This is a genomic window from Pseudoneobacillus rhizosphaerae (assembly GCF_917563885.1).
In the GTDB taxonomy this organism is placed as follows: Bacteria; Bacillota; Bacilli; order Bacillales; family Cytobacillaceae; genus Pseudoneobacillus; species Pseudoneobacillus rhizosphaerae.
Map to the genome: position 1 here is coordinate 1 of NZ_CAKJTG010000010.1, position 18,133 is coordinate 18,133.

General features: G+C 38.1%; 18 protein-coding genes, 1 other RNA gene and 1 pseudogene. 4 read left to right on the forward strand and 16 right to left on the reverse strand.

Features of this window, described 5'->3' with window-relative positions:
- Positions 1-445: 445 nt before the first annotated feature.
- Both LRP83_RS10360 and LRP83_RS10365 read right to left on the reverse strand, forming a co-directional pair.
- Entirely contained in the window at positions 446-1,216 is a 771-nt protein-coding gene (locus tag LRP83_RS10360; protein WP_230496773.1) for a sporulation protein, read from the reverse strand.
- 168 nt (positions 1,217-1,384) lie between these two features.
- Positions 1,385-1,558: a YozD family protein gene (locus LRP83_RS10365; RefSeq protein ID WP_230496637.1), complete on the reverse strand. Its 174-nt coding sequence runs from the start codon at positions 1,556-1,558 to the stop codon at positions 1,385-1,387.
- Between the two features lie 153 nt (positions 1,559-1,711).
- Here LRP83_RS10365 and LRP83_RS10370 point away from each other — a divergent pair, with 153 nt between their 5' ends.
- The gene (locus tag LRP83_RS10370) at positions 1,712-1,858 is read left to right on the forward strand and encodes a hypothetical protein (protein WP_230496638.1); all 147 of its coding nucleotides are present in this window, start codon (positions 1,712-1,714) and stop codon (positions 1,856-1,858) included.
- Here LRP83_RS10370 and yodN read toward each other — a convergent pair.
- Positions 1,837-2,532 carry a germination protein YodN gene (gene yodN, locus LRP83_RS10375; protein ID WP_230496639.1) on the reverse strand — a complete coding sequence of 232 codons (696 nt, stop codon included), beginning with the start codon at positions 2,530-2,532 and terminating at the stop codon, positions 1,837-1,839. The genes LRP83_RS10370 and yodN overlap by 22 nt on opposite strands.
- 143 nt (positions 2,533-2,675) lie before the next feature.
- Entirely contained in the window at positions 2,676-2,891 is a 216-nt protein-coding gene (locus LRP83_RS10380) for a YozE family protein (protein WP_230496640.1), read from the reverse strand.
- A 274-nt stretch (positions 2,892-3,165) separates the two neighbouring features.
- Here LRP83_RS10380 and nagZ point away from each other — a divergent pair, with 274 nt between their 5' ends.
- On the forward strand, positions 3,166-4,854 hold the full coding sequence (nagZ, locus tag LRP83_RS10385; protein ID WP_230496774.1) for a beta-N-acetylhexosaminidase: 1,689 nt from the start codon (positions 3,166-3,168) through the stop codon (positions 4,852-4,854).
- An 82-nt stretch (positions 4,855-4,936) separates the two neighbouring features.
- On the opposite strand, the gene LRP83_RS10390 is transcribed toward nagZ, so the two are convergent.
- From LRP83_RS10390 to LRP83_RS10400, 3 genes are all read right to left on the reverse strand, one after another.
- Complete coding sequence (locus tag LRP83_RS10390; protein ID WP_230496775.1) at positions 4,937-5,479, reverse strand: helicase; 543 nt, start codon at positions 5,477-5,479, stop codon at positions 4,937-4,939.
- A 148-nt stretch (positions 5,480-5,627) separates the two neighbouring features.
- A complete protein-coding gene (locus tag LRP83_RS10395) occupies positions 5,628-5,918 on the reverse strand; it encodes a DUF2277 domain-containing protein (RefSeq protein WP_230496641.1) in 291 nt (96 codons plus the stop codon).
- A 189-nt stretch (positions 5,919-6,107) separates the two neighbouring features.
- On the reverse strand, positions 6,108-6,539 hold the full coding sequence (locus tag LRP83_RS10400; RefSeq protein WP_354002342.1) for an amidohydrolase family protein: 432 nt from the start codon (positions 6,537-6,539) through the stop codon (positions 6,108-6,110).
- A 251-nt stretch (positions 6,540-6,790) separates the two neighbouring features.
- Here LRP83_RS10400 and LRP83_RS10405 point away from each other — a divergent pair, with 251 nt between their 5' ends.
- The gene (locus tag LRP83_RS10405) at positions 6,791-7,639 is read left to right on the forward strand and encodes a DUF2935 domain-containing protein (protein WP_230496643.1); all 849 of its coding nucleotides are present in this window, start codon (positions 6,791-6,793) and stop codon (positions 7,637-7,639) included.
- A 349-nt stretch (positions 7,640-7,988) separates the two neighbouring features.
- Here LRP83_RS10405 and ssrA read toward each other — a convergent pair.
- From ssrA to LRP83_RS10450, 9 genes and pseudogenes are all read right to left on the reverse strand, one after another.
- Positions 7,989-8,348, reverse strand: a transfer-messenger RNA (tmRNA) gene (ssrA, locus tag LRP83_RS10410).
- A gap of 177 nt (positions 8,349-8,525) precedes the next feature.
- Positions 8,526-8,993 (reverse strand): SsrA-binding protein SmpB, encoded by a 468-nt coding sequence (smpB, locus tag LRP83_RS10415; protein WP_230496644.1) that lies wholly within the window; start codon positions 8,991-8,993, stop codon positions 8,526-8,528.
- A gap of 106 nt (positions 8,994-9,099) precedes the next feature.
- A complete protein-coding gene (rnr, locus tag LRP83_RS10420; RefSeq protein WP_230496645.1) occupies positions 9,100-11,592 on the reverse strand; it encodes a ribonuclease R in 2,493 nt (830 codons plus the stop codon).
- A 31-nt stretch (positions 11,593-11,623) separates the two neighbouring features.
- Complete coding sequence (locus tag LRP83_RS10425) at positions 11,624-12,370, reverse strand: alpha/beta hydrolase (RefSeq protein ID WP_230496646.1); 747 nt, start codon at positions 12,368-12,370, stop codon at positions 11,624-11,626.
- A gap of 473 nt (positions 12,371-12,843) precedes the next feature.
- A complete protein-coding gene (gene secG, locus LRP83_RS10430) occupies positions 12,844-13,077 on the reverse strand; it encodes a preprotein translocase subunit SecG (protein ID WP_230496647.1) in 234 nt (77 codons plus the stop codon).
- 161 nt (positions 13,078-13,238) lie between these two features.
- Positions 13,239-14,540, reverse strand: a complete 1,302-nt coding sequence (eno, locus tag LRP83_RS10435; RefSeq protein ID WP_230496648.1) for a phosphopyruvate hydratase — start codon at positions 14,538-14,540, stop codon at positions 13,239-13,241.
- A 45-nt stretch (positions 14,541-14,585) separates the two neighbouring features.
- Positions 14,586-16,124, reverse strand: a complete 1,539-nt coding sequence (gene gpmI / locus LRP83_RS10440; protein ID WP_230496649.1) for a 2,3-bisphosphoglycerate-independent phosphoglycerate mutase — start codon at positions 16,122-16,124, stop codon at positions 14,586-14,588.
- Positions 16,121-16,879, reverse strand: a complete 759-nt coding sequence (tpiA, locus tag LRP83_RS10445) for a triose-phosphate isomerase (RefSeq protein WP_230496650.1) — start codon at positions 16,877-16,879, stop codon at positions 16,121-16,123. The genes gpmI and tpiA overlap by 4 nt, the downstream gene beginning before the upstream one ends.
- A 22-nt stretch (positions 16,880-16,901) precedes the next feature.
- Positions 16,902-18,059: pseudogene (locus tag LRP83_RS10450) on the reverse strand (phosphoglycerate kinase); the annotation flags it as partial.
- Between LRP83_RS10450 and LRP83_RS23370 the strand changes: the two are divergent.
- Positions 18,024-18,107, forward strand: a complete 84-nt coding sequence (locus LRP83_RS23370) for a hypothetical protein (RefSeq protein ID WP_435531347.1) — start codon at positions 18,024-18,026, stop codon at positions 18,105-18,107. The pseudogene LRP83_RS10450 and the gene LRP83_RS23370 overlap by 36 nt on opposite strands.
- The last annotated feature ends 26 nt before the right edge of the window (positions 18,108-18,133 follow it).

Genomic DNA, 18,133 nt, shown 5'->3' on the forward strand with positions numbered 1-18,133 from the left:
TTTAAATACGGACTCTAACATGGTCCAATAAGCGGATTGACCTTCCTTCACTTCTACTATAAAAAAAATAGTAGCACAAACCATGGCCTTGGTCTGTACTACTAATGTTAGTATGTTTTACTTTCGCTGGTTACTTAATTATGGACAACTCTTCTTTCTCCCGGGGCACCTATTTTTATGTTTAAATATGCCATTCCTATCAAATTTAAACGATGTATTAACAATCGTTTTAGCATATAAACTAACATCATGAGAATGTTCATTCTCACTTTGCTATTCGCATTGCAAATAACCGTGTTAATTCTCAAATTAAAATGTCATAAACGTATACCAATAAAAAATAGCATGCTAAATCATATGATTTAACATGCTACTTGAGTTGTTTTTTCACTTTTTGCACTCCAAAAAGGGTACCAGTTAAAATAACAAGGCGCTTCCGCTTTTCTTATGAATATCTTTCAATGACACTTTGAAGTTTTGAGCGAAGGTTTGGAATGTCGCTTTTCGATACAGACACTCTTACATTTGTTTCATCTGTACCTAGTGACTCAGATAAAAAGCCACCTAACCCTCTTGCCTTACGGTCGACTTGCATATACACTTCCATTTGATCGTTAGATGTTGCTTGGAATACAAGTTCGAGTTCATCCAATTTCCCACGGAAAGGTCCTGAAGTAGGGATAAATTCAAATTCTTGAATAAAAGGGAGACGTTTTCTTAGACGATAAGAAGCTTCTTGACAATCTGCTTCCCGCATTCGGAATCCCATATCTTCAACAGCTTGGAATACTGCTGAAATTAGTGCATTAGGCACAACTTTAATATAATCCTTATCTGTTGGGTCTACAGCATTTTTTATATCTAGACCCGTTTGTACCCATATCTTCGTTCTACCAATTGAAATAGGCGTATCTAATGGCAATTGAAATGAAAAAGGAAGTTCCTTTCTTTCATTAGGACTAATTGTGAAGGACTCTGCAACACGGAAACGGTCAATCATGGCTGAAACCGTGTATTTTTTATCATCTGATTCTTTAATATACGTAGTATGTAACGATAAATAAATCTCATCAACCTTTTGTTCCACATTTCCACCTTGTATTTCAACTACACCTCTTACTAGATCGCCAGCTGTCAAAGTATCTTTTTCAAGTTTTGTATCAACTTTTGCTGCACCGATTCCTACACTTGCAAAAACTTTATTGAAAAATGACATCATAATCCCTCTCTTTACTTTATAGTGACTTCTAATAAATATGTACGTCAAAAAAATGAAAAAGTTTCATATTAGTTGTGATACTTTGAACTTCTGTTCAATAAAAAATAGCGAGCCTCAAGACTCACTATTTCTCGTAAATAGTGGGTGGAAAATTCATTTTAACCCTTAGCCTTCATCTACCTCTTCATCAATAATGCATTTATCTAATAAATATTCAAAGGTGATATCAGCGATTTCTTCAAGCTCTTCTTCTGTCGGAACATAACCTCTTTTGACAAGCTCCTGAAAGAAAAATTCAGCAATTTCCTCTGTATCAATAAAAACTTCTATTTCTTTCATTAAAAATCGCCTCCCTTTCTAAAAAATGTATGATACCTAATCTTAATTAATGCTACCTACTTTTTGATTAGCAAAAACCCTGGCATATTCGAAAAGGGACAAGCATATGTTTGAAGTAACAGGAACTTAAAAAGTGTTGAGAGGGGAATCATAATGGGAACTTGGATGGAAAAACTAAAGGATGATATTAATCAGGAAGATGGAGTTGTTCTTACGATTTTCACTAATGTTACTTCCCAATTATTCAAATGTATCATTTTTCTTGCCATTCCTATTTTTTATATGCTTCTATCGTCGTGACTCAATATCCTCTTGAGCTTACGCAATATACCCTTTTTTATTTTTACGTATTCTTGATCTTGAAACATTTCAGCTAATAGCTTGTAATCATTATAAACATCCAATAAATTATCAATCATTTCTTTTTGGTTTTGTTCATTGTCTTTGTCATTTACGTGAAAATCAACCTTTGGCGAGGGCTTCGGTTCAGGTAGCTTTAACGTGCTTTTTTCCTTATCCAGCATATATAAATACCCTAAGTTTTGAATGAAAGTATCTGCATTTTCTGCTTCAGCAACTAAGGTAAGTTCATCCTCGGCGGCTTCAAGCCATTCAGCATCTGTAATTCTTGATAACTCATAAATTACATCCTCCCAGGAATCCTCTTGATAACGCCAAATTTCTGTTCGGAAGCCAACTACTTTGAATAAGTCTGTACCATAACCCTTCACCTGCACAATATCTCCGAAGAAAAATTGATATTCAATATCAATATGTTCTTTTTCTACAGCTTCCCCCTCGTATTCCGAGAGTAATTGAAGCCGTTCCTCTATAAACAAACCTTCATTCGTATTAATTTCATAAATATACTTACCATCTATCCATTTAATATCAGTAATATCACCCACGATACCGTATGCAATAATCACGACTTTATCACCGATTGTGAATTTTGGTTTTTTTCTTTTAGCCATCGCCTCTACCCTCCTAATGATTCGTCGTGAAGTAAGTACAATATTATATGCGATGATTTTTAACATGATAATGGAAACCTAATATATGTACATACAAAAAGCCTCTTTCAAATAAAAAGAGGCAATGTTTAAAATTATTTACTTTAGTCATTTACATATAAACTCCATGCTTCATCGAAAATGGACATATTATCTAAATAGAAACCATTGAGTTCTAAGTATGAGCTAACTTCTTCATACTTTTTTGATGTTTTTGGAAAGCCATGATCCAAGTAAGCCTGGTTTGCAAACCTACTAATATCGTCTTTAGGTTCAGGATGACGATACTTCATCAGGAAATGGTAAAAGGTTTTGTTCATAATCTTTAACGCCTTTCTTAATTTGTACCATTACTATAAACGATAAGGAAAAATCCGTCCAGATGGAATTTGGCTGCTGTTCAAAGAGGATAAAGTTGCTAAAAGTAGATGACATCCGTAATGTTTGTTTTAAGCTGATTGGCTTTACGATAAATAAAATGTAAAATATAAACTCTATACTTACCATATAAAGGATAGAAAGGGGTATTGGAAATTGAAGAGAAAAAGGGCTTCTAAAAAAAATAAGCTACATATTTTTACGTTTCTACTTTTAATGGTTGCCTTAGTCATTGGAATTTATTATGCAATCAAAGTAAATGATTACGAACAGACTCCAGTTAAAGAAAGCCCAATTATAACTAAGCCATCCGATACTAAACCTTCTGATAACAATACAGTTGATTCGAAGAATGATCAGAAAATAGTAGAAAAAACATTCTCCTTATCTAAGGAAGGTAAAGTTCCGAACATTCCCTTTGTGTCCGGTATAACAGAGTGGAATGAAGTAAACAAAGAGTGGGGAAAATCAGATCATATTTCGGAAACTGCTAAAGGCAGGTATGAGGAATACGAGAGTCATCATTCTACAATCGGCTATACAGATCACACTGTAAATGATATACGCTCTTACGACTCTGAATTACAAAATATTTCATTAGATGAAATTAAAAATATTGGTGGAGAGCCCGATGCCATTCGATACTATGAAGATTCAACTCATGACCAAATGATACTCGTCTATCATGCAACCAATTTTACTGATTTATTATGGGTTTTACCAGTAAAGACAGAGCAGGAACCCAATCCTAAAGTTGACCATATCTCCCTCTATACACAGGTTAAAAAAACACCAAATCAACAAGAAAACCAAACCATTTCAGAAGTAATTTCTAAAATGAGTTTAGAAGATAAAATTGGGCAGATGATTCTTGCTGGGATTTCCGGGACCACAATGGATACAAACGCAAAAAAATTAATAAGCCAATTCCATGTGGGAGGAATTATTTTTTACAAAAATAATTTTGAAACCCCTGAACAAGCCGTTCAACTTGTAAATCAACTAAAGGCTGGAAATAGTTCGAATCTACCGCTTTTTTTAGGCATTGACCAAGAAGGAGGAAGAGTAACAAGATTACCAGGAGGTCTTGTTAACTTCCCTCCAAATAATCAGATTGGAAAAGTAAATAGTCCTGCGTTTTCTTATAAAGTCGGGACACTTTTAGGTCATGAATTAAAAGAATTTGGTTTAAATCTCGATTTTGCACCAGTTCTTGATATTAACAGCAATCCAAATAACCCAATTATCGGGGATCGATCATTTGGGAACAATTCGGAAATAGTAAGTACACTTGGAATTCAAACGATGAAAGGGATTCAGTCTCAAAACGTCATCCCTACCATTAAGCATTTTCCTGGACATGGAGATACATCGATTGATTCCCATCTGGAACTCCCAATTGTCAATAAAAGCCTTAGGGAACTTCAAGAACTAGAGTTAATTCCGTTTGAACGTGCGATTAATCATGGAGCAGATGTGGTAATGGTCGCCCATATCTTATTGTCTGAATTGGATAAAACCAATCCAGCATCCATGTCAAAAGCTGTCATGGCGGATCTTCTTAGAAAACAACTAAGTTTCAAGGGAGTAATCATAACGGATGATATGACGATGGGAGCCATAACAGAACATTTTGATATTGGCAAAGCAGCGGTAGAATCAGTAAAGGCAGGAAGCGATATAATCTTAGTAGGACATGACTATAATAATGTTGTAAAAATTATCTCCTCTTTAATAAATGCTGTTGAAAATGGGGGAATTTCCGAACAAAGATTAAATGAAAGTATAGAAAGAATTATTCAACTAAAAAGGAAATATCTAATTAACGATACGAAAGTAGAAAATCCTAACATAAATGAATTAAATCACTCAATCAATAGTCTTCTGAAAAATTACCTACATTAATAATTTATATAGGTTTATGGGTTAAAAGGATTACTTCTTTCATAATCCGGGTTCTTTAATGAAAAATGAGCGTTATCCTTGTTCAAGGATAGCGCCCATTAAATAATTTACAAAAAATAAAATGATCATCTGGATTCCAAACGTGCAAATGATCAGCACGGTATCCACGCAGCCACAACTCGCCGTTAATGCATCTAAGATAAAAGCCTTTAGGAAAATCATCGTCTTCAGTTAGTATCTCAGACGCTATAGTGATAGATCCTGAAGGAGCCTGATGTCGCTGTAAAGGATCCCCAGAATAACCTTCAGGCTGATCCAAATACTCCATTCTTAGATAAGGTCCCAGTTCAATCGGACACAATTCCAAACCAATTTCTCTCGCTCTATTAAAAATTTGGTCGGTCGTAGCTCCGTCAGGAAAACCAAGGTCTCCAACTGTTAATTCCACGGTCTGAATACTGTATTTAGTATCAGAGGTCGTAAATTTATCATCAGCTAATAGCCTCTCTGCATACTCATTAATCAAGATAGAATATTGTTGTAATTGCTGGATAAGCTGCGATTTCGTAAGTCCGCCAACCTCTACTACTCTGGTAACAAATGGACAATTGGGGTAAATTTTCAAGTCTCGCAATTGTAGTCACTCCTAAACATATTGGTTACATAGGCTTAAAAACTAATATAGTTATATATACAAATATTTTGCGAGACAAACGTAATTGAGACCTGGATACAGTGTATGCGCCTACTTTTGATCGCCATTTTTTCAACTTTCATAATTTATCATCCTCCATATTTGATCCAAACCTTTTAGCTGATCTGGTTCGCGCACGTTCAGCTTCAACCTCACGATTACGAGGCTCGGCACTAGTATCCATTGCGTCCAATAAATTTCTAGAAATCATTGCAATTTCCTTGATTGCTCGATTAAATGCCTCTTCGTTAACCCTTGAAGGCTTGTTAAAACCTGTTATCTTTTTAACGTACTGTAGAGAAGCAGCATGAATTTCCTCATCGGTAGCTGGTGGATCAAAATTAAATAATGTTCTAATGTTTCTGCACATAAGTTACTCCTCTTTGATTTAATGATCAATAAATTGTTCAAGAACCATTAATGTTTGTAAATATGAATAATTACATGTATATTTTTGACCATTAAATTATTTAATTATATTAGAAGTGCATTCGCAATCAGTTTTTCAAATAAAAAAAGTAAGAATCTAAATATATATGACAAAAAATTCCACCTATACTTAGGCATCACTTCTTTCTAAAGATCCCCAAGACAAATTGCCTTTATGAAGGACTGCAGTTCGCTTTGGTAAGCGGGCTACAGCTTCTGCTGAACAGCTAGCCGGAACGAGGACAGCTGTTGCAACGTCTCCAACCTTTGGCCAAATTTGCTTTCCGAATTCATCTAATGGCGTAATTCCGCCAGTAGCCAGTGATAGTGCCCTAGACAAATTATACTCATTGCTCCAGTTATATAATTGTGCTGCGAGATGAGCCTTCTGCAGAATATCGCCAACCCCAAATGGTGACCAATGATCGGTAATACTATCATTTCCAAGCAAAACATTAACACCTTGCTTTTGAAGCAACGGGATTGGCATAACACCCCTACCGATAGGAACAGATGTTGCAATCGATATATCTAAAGAAGCAAGTCTATCTGCAAGTTCAATGCCCTTTCCTTCGGCATACCTTTCGTATCAAATAGAAAATGAGAATGGAATTAAAAACATTGATAACAATACAAATATTGCTAAGATATCTGAAAGTGGTAATACAAAAAATTGATCTAGAAATTCAAGTGGAATCAGATTCGTTTATTTCATAATTTCCAATAGTAAAACGGAACTATTGCTTTAAGGAATATTTATATGACCATATAAATATGATTAGAACGAAAGCAGTATTTCGAGGAGGTTATAGAATGAACGGGGATGAAATATCTTTGCATGCTGATACCGGTGTTACATCTGGAATGTTTGTTGAGCGCTCTTTAAATGAAATTCGTTTTTGGGCTAGGATCATGAAAGAACATTCTTTATTTCTTCGATTGGGTTTTAGAGCAGAAGATACTCAACTAATTCAAGAGGCTAATCAATTTTATCGATTATTTGAACACATCGAACAAATTGCACATTCCTTTAATAATCAAACTGACCCAGAGCAAATAAGAAAATTTAATTCAGAAGTACAGCAAGCTGCAACCAACATTTTCGCTTTTAAACGGAAAGTATTAGGACTAATTCTCACATGTAAATTGCCGGGGGCAAATAATTTCCCACTATTAGTTGACCATACAAGTAGGGAAGCAAATTATTTTAGAAAAAGACTTATTGAATTAAATCAAGGAAAATTACAACCGCTTCCAGATGCCATTATTAAAGAAAATGTCTTCTTTTTAAGGATTATGGCAGACCATGCCAAATTTATTGGCCATCTCCTTGATCCGTCAGAAAGGAAACTAGTTGATGTAGCACAGAATTTCAGCAATGATTTTGATCAATTGCTTTTTCAAGCAAGGGACTTAGAATCTATGAAGCCACAATCTCAAACAGTTCCTCTTTTAGATCAATTTCTCGATCAAAATCGGGTGTCGGTCTCATCTCTTAGGGATTTTAAGAAAACAGCACGTGATTTAATTGAGCAATGTAAAATAAAGAGCATTATTCATCCCCTTTTAGCAGACCATGTTTTCCGAGAAGCTGATAGATTCCTTGAAATAATTGATATGTTTGATGCTCATCTTACAGGAGCTAACCCACAACCTAGATAATACTTGAATGAATATCTCTCCAGCAATCTTTCTGCACTTCATGGAGGCTAACGGGTAGCATTAATCGAGGAATAGGCTGCTTCGACGGCTTTTTTGTTTATTCCACTAAACTAGCAGGTTAATAAATAGTAATCAAAGAGAAGTTGTTTATTTGACGAACGATCGCAAGAATGAAAACAGGGTGATCATTAAACATGATTGCCTTTTTCTATTTTGCGGTACTTTTTGGAATAATAATAAAGCATAAAATTATCGTAAAATATAATAAAATAAAATAAAGCATAAGCTTTCCCAACGGAAAACTTATGCTTACGTCACAAAACAAATAAAAAACCACCAAATATGTATTTGGTGGAGACGGTGGGAGTCGAACCCACGTCCAAAGATATCGGCACTTAAGCTTCTACGAGTGTAGTCGACATATTCGCGTTTCGCTAAATCCATCTGCCTATCGACAGGCGCCCGGCCAGCTAGCCTGGTTGTTCTCTTCCTTCGTCCTCAGGCGGTGGACTCCGGCGTAGCCTACTTAGAGTGAGTCCGCTACCCTACCACATAGGCGATGGAGGGGCGAACAGCTATGCAGTATTAAGCTGCGAAAGCTAAGTTGTTGTTAGTTTTGCCAGTTATAGGCGTTGACGTTTTAACGAGGCCGATCCCCTCGACTCGCCACCCAAGCTCGAACTACCCCTGTCGAATCCGTAGCGTCCCCATATTAGAAGGGTCTAGCTATATTTCAAGCCTGACGTTTTCGGAAGCTCATTTGTAAGTTTGAGCTAAAGTTGCTGTCGCATAAGTTGTATTTCGTTTCCCTGCGACATAATTTATTATAACATAGAGTAGAGCAATTTCAATTGTAAGTTACTGTAAAGTATTTTCCAGTTTATGATTATTGTTTTTGTCGGTCGCGGAACACTCTTTCAATCTCACGTTTTGCTTCCTTCTTCTTTAAGTCCTCACGCTTATCATAATTCTTTTTACCTTTTGCAAGTCCTAGTAACACCTTACAAAATCCATTTTTTAAATATAGCTTCACCGGAACAAGTGCATATCCTACTTCCTTTGTTTCTCCCAAAAGCTTATTGATTTCACGCTTATGAAGCAACAGCTTTCTTGGACGTAATGGATCATGATTATGACGATTGCCTTGCTCGTATGGGCTTACGTGCATACTGTACAACCAAGCTTCACCATTTTGAATTCTAGCATAGGAATCCTTTAAATTGACTTTACCTGCTCGAATAGACTTAATTTCAGTTCCTTGTAGCACAATACCTGCTTCATACGTTTCTTCGATAAAAAAATCATGATAGGCTTTTTTGTTTTGGGCTACTTGTTTCCCTTCACCTTTTGGCATTTGTTTCTCCCCCTTTCAAACTGTTTATTGCTTCATTTTACCAAAATAAAGACAACTATGAAAGAGAGCTGATTCATTTTTCGTGAACCAGCCCTCTTTCGAATTTCTATTTACGTTTTTTCGGCTTTCGCTTTGCATTTGGAGCATTTTCAAAGTACTTCCGTTTTTTTCTAGCTTTATTACCTTCTCCGCTTGCGCCACCAGCACTTCCTGAACTTCCTTGCCCACTAGAGCCGCCTTGACCTCGGCTTTGACCACCTGAACCTGAAGCAGAGCCTGACTTACGAACATCGCCTCTTCGACTGCCTTGACCACCACCTGCACTGGAAGGACGACCTTCTCCTCTACGACCTTGGCCACCACCAGCTCGAGATCCATTACGACCGCCACCTTGACCTTGGCCTTGGCCACCACTAGTTCTAAAGATTTTCTTTGTATCACTTCGTTCTCGACGAGTTCCTTTCATGCCGACAACTTCAAAGTCAATCGATCTTTCTTCTTTATTAACATTGATTACACGAACCGTAATTTCATCACCAATTCTAAAAACATTACCTGTCCGCTCACCAATCATCGCAAAATGGCGCTCATCAAAGCGATAGTAGTCATCAGTTAAATAGCTTACGTGAACGAGTCCTTCGATTGTATTTGGAAGCTCAACAAACATACCGAAGTTAGTCACAGAACTGATAATTCCATCATACTCTTCACCAATTTTATCTTGCATGTACTCTGCTTTTTTCAATTCATCTGTTTCACGCTCTGCATCAACGGCTCGGCGTTCCATTTTCGACGAATGATGAGCAATTTCAGGAAGACGTGCATCCCATTTAGCTCTCGTTGTCTCATCAAGCTTGCCTTCTATTAAATATGTTCTGATCAAGCGATGAACAATTAAATCAGGATATCGACGAATCGGTGACGTAAAATGAGTATAGAACTCGGTTGATAATCCGAAGTGACCGAGGCTCTTATCATCATATTTTGCTTGCTGCATCGAACGTAACATAACGGTAGAAACAACCATCTCTTCAGGCTTGCCTTGAACCGCTTCGATAATTTGTTGAAGAGCACGTGGATGAACATCATTTGCGGTCCCTCTAACAAGATATCCAAAATTCGTAATAAACTCGAAGAATTTTTGTAGTTTTTCTTCTTTCGGATCTTCATGGATACGATAAATGAATGGAACATCTAACCAATGGAAATGCTCCGCAATTGTTTCATTGGCTGCAAGCATGAACTCTTCAATTAATTTTTCTGCGACAGATCTCTCGCGCAACACAACATCAGTTGGTTTGCTGTCTTCATCCACTAACACCTTAGATTCTTTAAAATCAAAATCAATAGCACCACGGTTCATCCGTTTTTCTCTTAAAATGGCCGCTAGTTGCTCCATCATCTGAAACATCGGAACTAATGTTTCATAACGCTCTATAACTTCTTCATCCTTATCGACAAGGATTTTATTCACATCTCCGTAGGTCATTCTTTCCGTCGTTTTGATGACACTTTGGAAAATTTCATGCGAGACGACTTCCCCAGTATCCGAAATTTCCATATGGCACGATAAAGTCAAACGGTCAACTTTTGGATTTAAGGAACAAATACCATTCGATAATCGATGAGGAATCATTGGGATTACACGGTCTACTAAATAAACACTTGTTGCACGCTCTGCTGCTTCGCGGTCAATCGGTGACTCCTCAGTAACATAGTATGATACATCAGCAATATGTACGCCAAGCTTATAGTTACCATTTTCTAATTTCTGGACGGTTACGGCGTCATCTAAATCCTTTGCATCTGCACCGTCGATTGTTACAATCACTTCATCCCGAAGGTCACGACGGTTATGTAATTCGCTCGGATCGATTTCGTCAGGAGTTTCATTGGCATGTTGAATGGCATCATCCGGGAACGGACCTGGCAATCCATGCTTATGGATAATGGAAAGGATATCGACACCAGGATCATTTTTATGACCCAAAATTTCGGTAATTTCTCCTTCTGCACTTTTTCGGCCTTCTGGATAGCCGGTTAGATGCACAACAACCTTATGTCCTTCTACTGCACCTTTCGAAGCTGCTTTTGGGATAAAAATATCACTGGCAAATTTTTTATCATCAGGAAGTACGAATCCAAAGTTTTTACTTTCGACATATGTACCTACAATACGTTGTATTCCTCTTTCTAAAATACGGACAACCGAGCCTTCACGTCTTTGCCCGGACGTTTCGGATGTAATTCTCGCTAATACCGTGTCTCCATGCATTGCCTGATTGGTTTCATTTGGTGGAATGAAAATATCATCCATTCCTGGTTCATCGGGAATAACGAAAGCAAATCCTTTGGCATGACCTGTTAGCTTTCCTCGTATCAGATTCATTTTTTCAGGTAAACCATAACGATTACTCCGTGTTCGAACAACTAGCCCCTTTTCTTCCATAATAACAAGGGCTTTAACGAAATCTTTAAAGTCAGCTGAATCCTCTATTCCAAAAGCCTGCTCTAGCTCCTGTACGGTGAGTGGCTTATAGGCTTCATCTTTCATATGTCGCAATAGTCGATCTATGTGATTTTGTATTACTTCACTCATTTGCAAACCTCCTTTTATAATTTTGATACTCTTATTCTGCCCAATCTAGTTTTTCTAAAAACTGATAAATATCTTCATGTAATTGTTCTTTTTCTTTATCTAATGTGATCACATGACCAGATTCCTCGTACCATTTAATGGATTTCTGCGGTGATTCGATTTCGTTATATATGATGTTGGCACTTTCTGTGTTAATCATTGCATCATGTCTAGCTTGAACGACAAAAGTGGGCGCGTAAATCATATCGACATTTTTACGTACCTCTTGTATAAGTCCCTGCAAGGCTCTCAAAGTACTCATTGGTGTTTTTTCAAAATCGTTCATTTCTTGTTCGATTTGCTCTTCTGATTTTCCTTCTCGTCTTTTATATTCGCGAGCATAGTCTAGTATTCCTTTATACATCAATTCTTCACTTTTGATATGCATCGGAGCGCACATAGGAATAATTCCCTTTATAGGTAAAGTGTAACCTAATTTTAACGAAAATACCCCGCCAAGGGACAATCCGCAGACGGCAATTTCATTGTGTCCTAAGTCTTTTAAATGTTGATATCCTTGTAGGACATCCTGCCACCAATCCTCTGGACCTGTATGGACAAGGTCCTCAGGTGGGACGCCGTGTCCTTTATAGTGTGGCGCATGGCATGTATACCCTCTAGCCTCTAGATAGCGACCTATCATCCGAACATCAGAGGAATTCCCTGTAAATCCGTGCAAGAGGAGGATGGCTCGCTTGCCTCCTGCAAAGGTAAATGGTTTTGGTAAAGCGATTTTCATTCTTGATAGGCTCCTTTTATAAATAACACGTTAGTTTATGTATTAGAATTTTTTCCTACTAATTAGTTTTAACAAACTGTACGGGAATAAGTCCAATATTAGAGTATGGTTGAAGTTTTTTATGGCAAATTTTTTGGTGGCTGTAATGAAAACCCTTTATTTTTGATTTAGATGCTTCCTATTGGATAAATAGGGGATTTGTTGTCTAATAGGCGGAGTCTATCGGACAGTTCGATTGGGTTTCTTAACCTTTTTGTCCAATAGAAGCCCTCTATCGGACAGTTCGACTGGTTTCTTAACCTTTTTGTCCAATAGAAGCCCTCTATCGGACAGTTCGACTGGTTTCTTAACCTTTTTGTCCAATAGAAGCCCTCTATCGGACAATACGTTAATAATAACTAAACATTTTGTCCAATTAAAAAATAATAAAATAAAAAACCACCCTACAAAGTAAGGCAGTTTAATTTTGGTTATTAAAGTTTAAAGTAAGTCACTAGTACCGTTAAGATGAAGAATAATACTGAAAGAACAATGGTAGTACGGTGTAGGTATAAATCAATCCCTCTTGCCTTTTGTTTACCAAATAATTGTTCTGCTCCACCAGAAATTGCTCCAGATAGTCCAGCGCTTTTTCCAGATTGTAGTAGTACGACAAGAATAAGAGCGATAGATACGATAACTAATAATGTAACAAATAGTGCGTGCATGCAAGCCACCTCCTGAAAAACGTACATTTTGCAATATTACTAATTTATCACAAATTTTCGAAATGGACAATAGCTGGTGCCCTTCAAAATACTGGATAGTTTCAAATACGGATATAAGACAAAAGAGGGAGCATAAAAAACAGCCCCCTCCTTTATATAGTTTACTTATTGTTTAGGTTGTAAAAAGATTTACGGCCATGGTATTGTGCCATTTCACCTAATTGATCTTCGATACGAAGTAATTGGTTGTATTTTGCCACACGGTCCGTACGAGAAGGAGCACCTGTTTTGATTTGACCAGCGTTTGTAGCTACCGCAATGTCAGCGATTGTGTTGTCTTCTGTTTCACCTGAACGGTGAGAGATAACAGCTGTGTAGCCTGCACGCTTCGCCATTTCAATGGCATCAAATGTTTCTGTTAGTGTACCGATTTGGTTTACTTTAATTAAGATAGAGTTTCCTACACCTTGCTCAATACCTTGAGACAGTTTAGATGTGTTTGTAACGAATAAATCGTCACCAACTAATTGAACTTTTTTACCAAGACGATCTGTTAATAGCTTATGTCCAGCCCAGTCGTTTTCGTCTAAGCCGTCTTCGATAGAGATGATTGGGTATTTAGAAACAAGCTCTTCGTACCAAGCAACCATTTCTTCTGAAGTTTTCACTACACCTTCACCAGCTAAATGGTATTTGCCATCTTCTTTGTTGTAGATTTCAGAAGCAGCACAATCCATTGCTAACATAATTTGCTCACCTGGCTTGTAGCCTGCTTTTTCGATTGCTTCGATAATCGTTGAAAGAGCTTCTTCGTTTGATCCAAGGTTAGGAGCAAATCCACCTTCGTCACCAACAGCTGTATTTAAACCTTTTGCTTTTAGTACTGATTTTAAGCTATGGAAAATTTCTGTACCCATACGTAGTGCTTCTTTAAAGCTTTCAGCACCAACAGGCATTACCATGAATTCTTGAATATCAACGTTGTTATCTGCATGTGCCCCACCGTTAACGATGTTCATCATTGGTACTGGAAGTTGTTTGGAGTTAAATCCACCAAGGTATTGGTATAAAGGTACATCAAGATAATTAGCAGCAGCATGAGCAGCAGCCATTGAAACACCAAGGATTGCGTTTGCTCCTAGTTTTCCTTTATTATCTGTTCCATCCAGTTCAATTAAAGCATTGTCTAAAGCAACTTGATCTAATACGCTGAATTCTTCGTTAGCTAGATACGGAGCAATAATTTCATTTACATTGTCAACCGCTTTTAGAACACCTTTACCTAAGTAACGGTCCTTGTCACCATCACGAAGCTCAACTGCTTCGTATTCTCCAGTAGATGCTCCACTTGGTACCATTGCACGGCCAAAAGCACCTGACTCTGTAAATACTTCTACTTCAATAGTTGGATTTCCGCGTGAATCTAATACTTCGCGTGCATATACGTCTACGATAAATGGCATGAAAAATCTCTCCTTTTAATCTGTGGGTTATTTTTTATAAAATGGTTATTTCTTAATTAATGAAGTTCCTGTCATTTCCACAGGTTTCTCTACACTTAATAAATCTAACACAGTTGGCGCTAAGTCTCCAAGTTTACCATCTGTACGTAGAGTTACTCCCTCTTTTGTAACAATAACTGGAACTGGGTTAGTTGTGTGTGCTGTCATCGGATTACCGTCTAGCGTTACCACTTCATCAGCATTCCCATGATCGGCCGTAATAATAACTGTACCACCCTTTGAATTAATTAAGTCCACCACACGTCCAAGGCACTCGTCCACGGTTTCAATGGCCTTAATCGTTGGTTCAAGCATACCTGAATGTCCGACCATATCTGGGTTTGCGTAATTTAAAATAATCGCATCAAACTTATCCGCTTTGATTTCCTTTACAAGGGCATCGGTTACTTCATATGCACTCATTTCTGGCTGTAAATCGTATGTAGCGACTTTAGGTGAGTTGATGAGAATTCTTTCTTCACCAGGGAATTCAGCTTCACGTCCACCACTCATAAAAAAGGTGACATGTGGGTATTTTTCAGTTTCAGCAATTCTTAGCTGTGTTAAATTGTTCTGTGCCAACACTTCTCCAAGTGTATTATCAAGGTTTGTTGGCTTAAACGCAACATATCCATTCACTGATTCACTAAAGTGAGTTAAGCAAACGAAATGTAATTTCTTCGGATGCTTCTCTCCGCGATCAAAGGAACGGAAGTCTTCATTTGTAAAGGTGTTGGAGATTTGAATCGCACGGTCTGGTCGGAAATTGTAGAAAATAACGCCATCATTCTCGCTAATGGTCGCAACTGGTTCTCCGTTTTCTTTTACCAACACAGATGGCAAGACGAATTCATCATGGATTCCGTTTGCATAGGAATCTTTAACAACTTCCAATGGTTCTGTATATGTAGGACCCTCGCCATACACCATTGAACGATAGGATTTCTCTACTCGCTCCCAACGCTTATCGCGGTCCATTGAGTAATAGCGCCCAGAGATCGTCGCAAATTCTCCTACGCCATACTCCTTCATTTTCTCCAAAGTTTGCTCAATATATGATTCAGCTGTTGTAGGACCTACATCACGTCCGTCTAGGAAAGCATGAACATACACCTTTTCGACGCCTTCCTCTTTTGCTAGCTTTAAAAGAGCAAACATATGTTGAATATGACTATGAACTCCGCCGTCAGATAATAGACCGAATAAGTGAAGGTTTGTTCCATTCTTTTTCACATGGTCCATCGCAGCACAAATCGTTTCATTTCGCTCAAATTCACCTTCACGAATCGCCACATTTACGCGTGTTAAACTTTGATACACAATTCGGCCAGCGCCAATATTTAAATGGCCAACCTCTGAATTGCCCATTTGACCTTCTGGAAGTCCAACCGCTTCCCCAGAGGCAACTAGCTGTGCATGGGGAAACGAGTTCCAGTAACGGTCAAAATTCGGTTTGTTTGCTTGAGCGACGGCATTACCTTCTCGCACATTTCGGCAAGCAAATCCGTCTAGGATGATTAAAGCTACTGGTGATTTTTTACTCATTTTGAACCTTCCTCCAATAATTGAAGGAAGCTTTGCGCTTCCAAGCTCGCACCACCAACAAGGGCTCCGTCAATATCTGGTTGCGCCATATATTCAGCGATATTCGTAGGCTTTACGCTGCCGCCATATTGAATTCTGATTGCCTCAGCCACTTCTTGTGAAAATTGCTCTGCCACAACTTGACGAATGTATGCACATACTTCGTTCGCGTCTGCTGCAGATGAAGATTTCCCTGTTCCGATTGCCCAAATTGGTTCATAGGCTATTACGGTTTCTTTTGCTTGCTCAGTTGTAAGTCCAGTTAAAGCGATCTTGATTTGGTTACCAACAAGTTCGTTCGTTTGGCCAGCTTCACGCTGCTCAAGTGTTTCACCACAGCAAACAATTGGAACTAAGTTATATTCGAAGGCTTTTAATGTTTTTTTATTCACAGCTTCATCTGTTTCGTTAAACATTTCACGGCGTTCAGAATGTCCTAAAATTACATATTGGACACCAATATCTGTTAGGGCCACTGGACTGATTTCACCAGTAAAAGCTCCTGTTTCTTCAAAGTGCATGTTTTGTGCACCGATTTTCACATCTGAACCAGCTGCCACTTCAACAAGACGCTCTAAGAAAAGCGCAGGGGCACATATAACAGATTCTACTCGATCATTTGTTGGAATGGAGCCTTTTACTTCCTCTACAAAGCCTTTTGCTTCGGAAAGGGTTTTATGCATTTTCCAGTTTCCTGCAATAATTGGTTTACGCAATTGGGTTCATCCTTCCTGCTGATTATTTATCGTTTAATGCGACAACACCAGGTAATGCCTTACCTTCCATAAACTCTAATGAGGCACCGCCACCTGTAGAGATGTGACTCATTTTGTCTGCTAAGTTAAATTTCTCAACCGCTGCAGCTGAGTCTCCTCCACCAATAACAGAATATGTATCATTGGCATCTGCCAGAGCTTCGGCCACTGCCTTTGTACCATTAGCAAAAGCTTCAAATTCAAATACTCCCATAGGTCCGTTCCAAATAACTAGCTTTGATTTTTGAATTACTTCTTTATACAGTTCAGCTGTTTTTGGTCCGATATCAAGTGACTGCCATTCTGATGGGATGGCGTTAATATCCACTGTTTTATGATTAGCTGTTGGTGAGAATTCTTCTGCCACAATCGCATCTACAGGCATGTAGAAATTTACACCTTTTGCTTTTGCTTTTTCCATAAATGATTTCGCTAAATCTATTTTATCTTCTTCTAAAAGTGATTTCCCAATTTCATGTCCGTTTGCTTTAATGAATGTATAAGCAAGTCCGCCACCAATAATTAAGTTATCCACTTTTTCTAAAAGATTATCAATAACGCCAATTTTATCCTTAACCTTTGCACCGCCAATGATGGCTGTGAAAGGTCTTTCTGGATTAAGCAAGGCTTTGCCAAGTACTTCAAGCTCTTTTTCCATTAGGAAGCCAGAGACAGCAGGTAGATGGTGGGCAATTCCTTCAGTAGAAGCATGTGCACGGTGAGCCGCACCAAATGCATCATTTACATAGAGATCAGCAAGCTTCGCGAATTCTTGTGCTAATTCAGGGTCATTCTTTTCTTCCCCAGGATAGAAACGTACATTTTCAAGCAGAAGAACTTCGCCTTCTGTCATGGCAGCGATTTGTGTTTGCACGCTGTCTCCATAGGCTTCGTCTGCTTTCTTTACGTCTTTACCTAAAAGTTCTGAAAGTCTAGCTGCTACAGGTGTTAAACGCATTTCTTCGTTTACTTTTCCTTTTGGTCGTCCAAGATGACTCGCAAGAATGACCTTTGCCCCTTGATCCACTAAATATTGAATCGTTGGTAAAGCGGCGCGAATTCTCGTATCATCCGTTACACTCCCATCTTGCATTGGAACATTAAAATCAACGCGACAAAACACTCTCTTCCCTTTAACCTCTACATCCTTAACCGTCTTCTTATTCATAACCGAAGAACCTCCCAATAGAAATAGAATCATAATTACGCTTTACC

Bases quoted from the DNA above. Each gene is read 5' to 3' on its own strand.
- LRP83_RS10360 (WP_230496773.1), bottom strand. From the start codon at position 1,216: ATGTCATTTTTCAATAAAGTTTTTGCAAGTGTAGGAATCGGTGCAGCA.
- LRP83_RS10365 (WP_230496637.1), bottom strand. From the start codon at position 1,558: ATGAAAGAAATAGAAGTTTTTATTGATACAGAGGAAATTGCTGAATTT.
- LRP83_RS10370 (WP_230496638.1), top strand. From the start codon at position 1,712: ATGGGAACTTGGATGGAAAAACTAAAGGATGATATTAATCAGGAAGAT.
- yodN (WP_230496639.1), bottom strand. From the start codon at position 2,532: ATGGCTAAAAGAAAAAAACCAAAATTCACAATCGGTGATAAAGTCGTG.
- LRP83_RS10380 (WP_230496640.1), bottom strand. From the start codon at position 2,891: ATGAACAAAACCTTTTACCATTTCCTGATGAAGTATCGTCATCCTGAA.
- nagZ (WP_230496774.1), top strand. From the start codon at position 3,166: ATGGTTGCCTTAGTCATTGGAATTTATTATGCAATCAAAGTAAATGAT.
- LRP83_RS10395 (WP_230496641.1), bottom strand. From the start codon at position 5,918: ATGTGCAGAAACATTAGAACATTATTTAATTTTGATCCACCAGCTACC.
- LRP83_RS10405 (WP_230496643.1), top strand. From the start codon at position 6,791: ATGAACGGGGATGAAATATCTTTGCATGCTGATACCGGTGTTACATCT.
- smpB (WP_230496644.1), bottom strand. From the start codon at position 8,993: ATGCCAAAAGGTGAAGGGAAACAAGTAGCCCAAAACAAAAAAGCCTAT.
- rnr (WP_230496645.1), bottom strand. From the start codon at position 11,592: ATGAGTGAAGTAATACAAAATCACATAGATCGACTATTGCGACATATG.
- LRP83_RS10425 (WP_230496646.1), bottom strand. From the start codon at position 12,370: ATGAAAATCGCTTTACCAAAACCATTTACCTTTGCAGGAGGCAAGCGA.
- secG (WP_230496647.1), bottom strand. From the start codon at position 13,077: ATGCACGCACTATTTGTTACATTATTAGTTATCGTATCTATCGCTCTT.
- eno (WP_230496648.1), bottom strand. From the start codon at position 14,540: ATGCCATTTATCGTAGACGTATATGCACGCGAAGTATTAGATTCACGC.
- gpmI (WP_230496649.1), bottom strand. From the start codon at position 16,124: ATGAGTAAAAAATCACCAGTAGCTTTAATCATCCTAGACGGATTTGCT.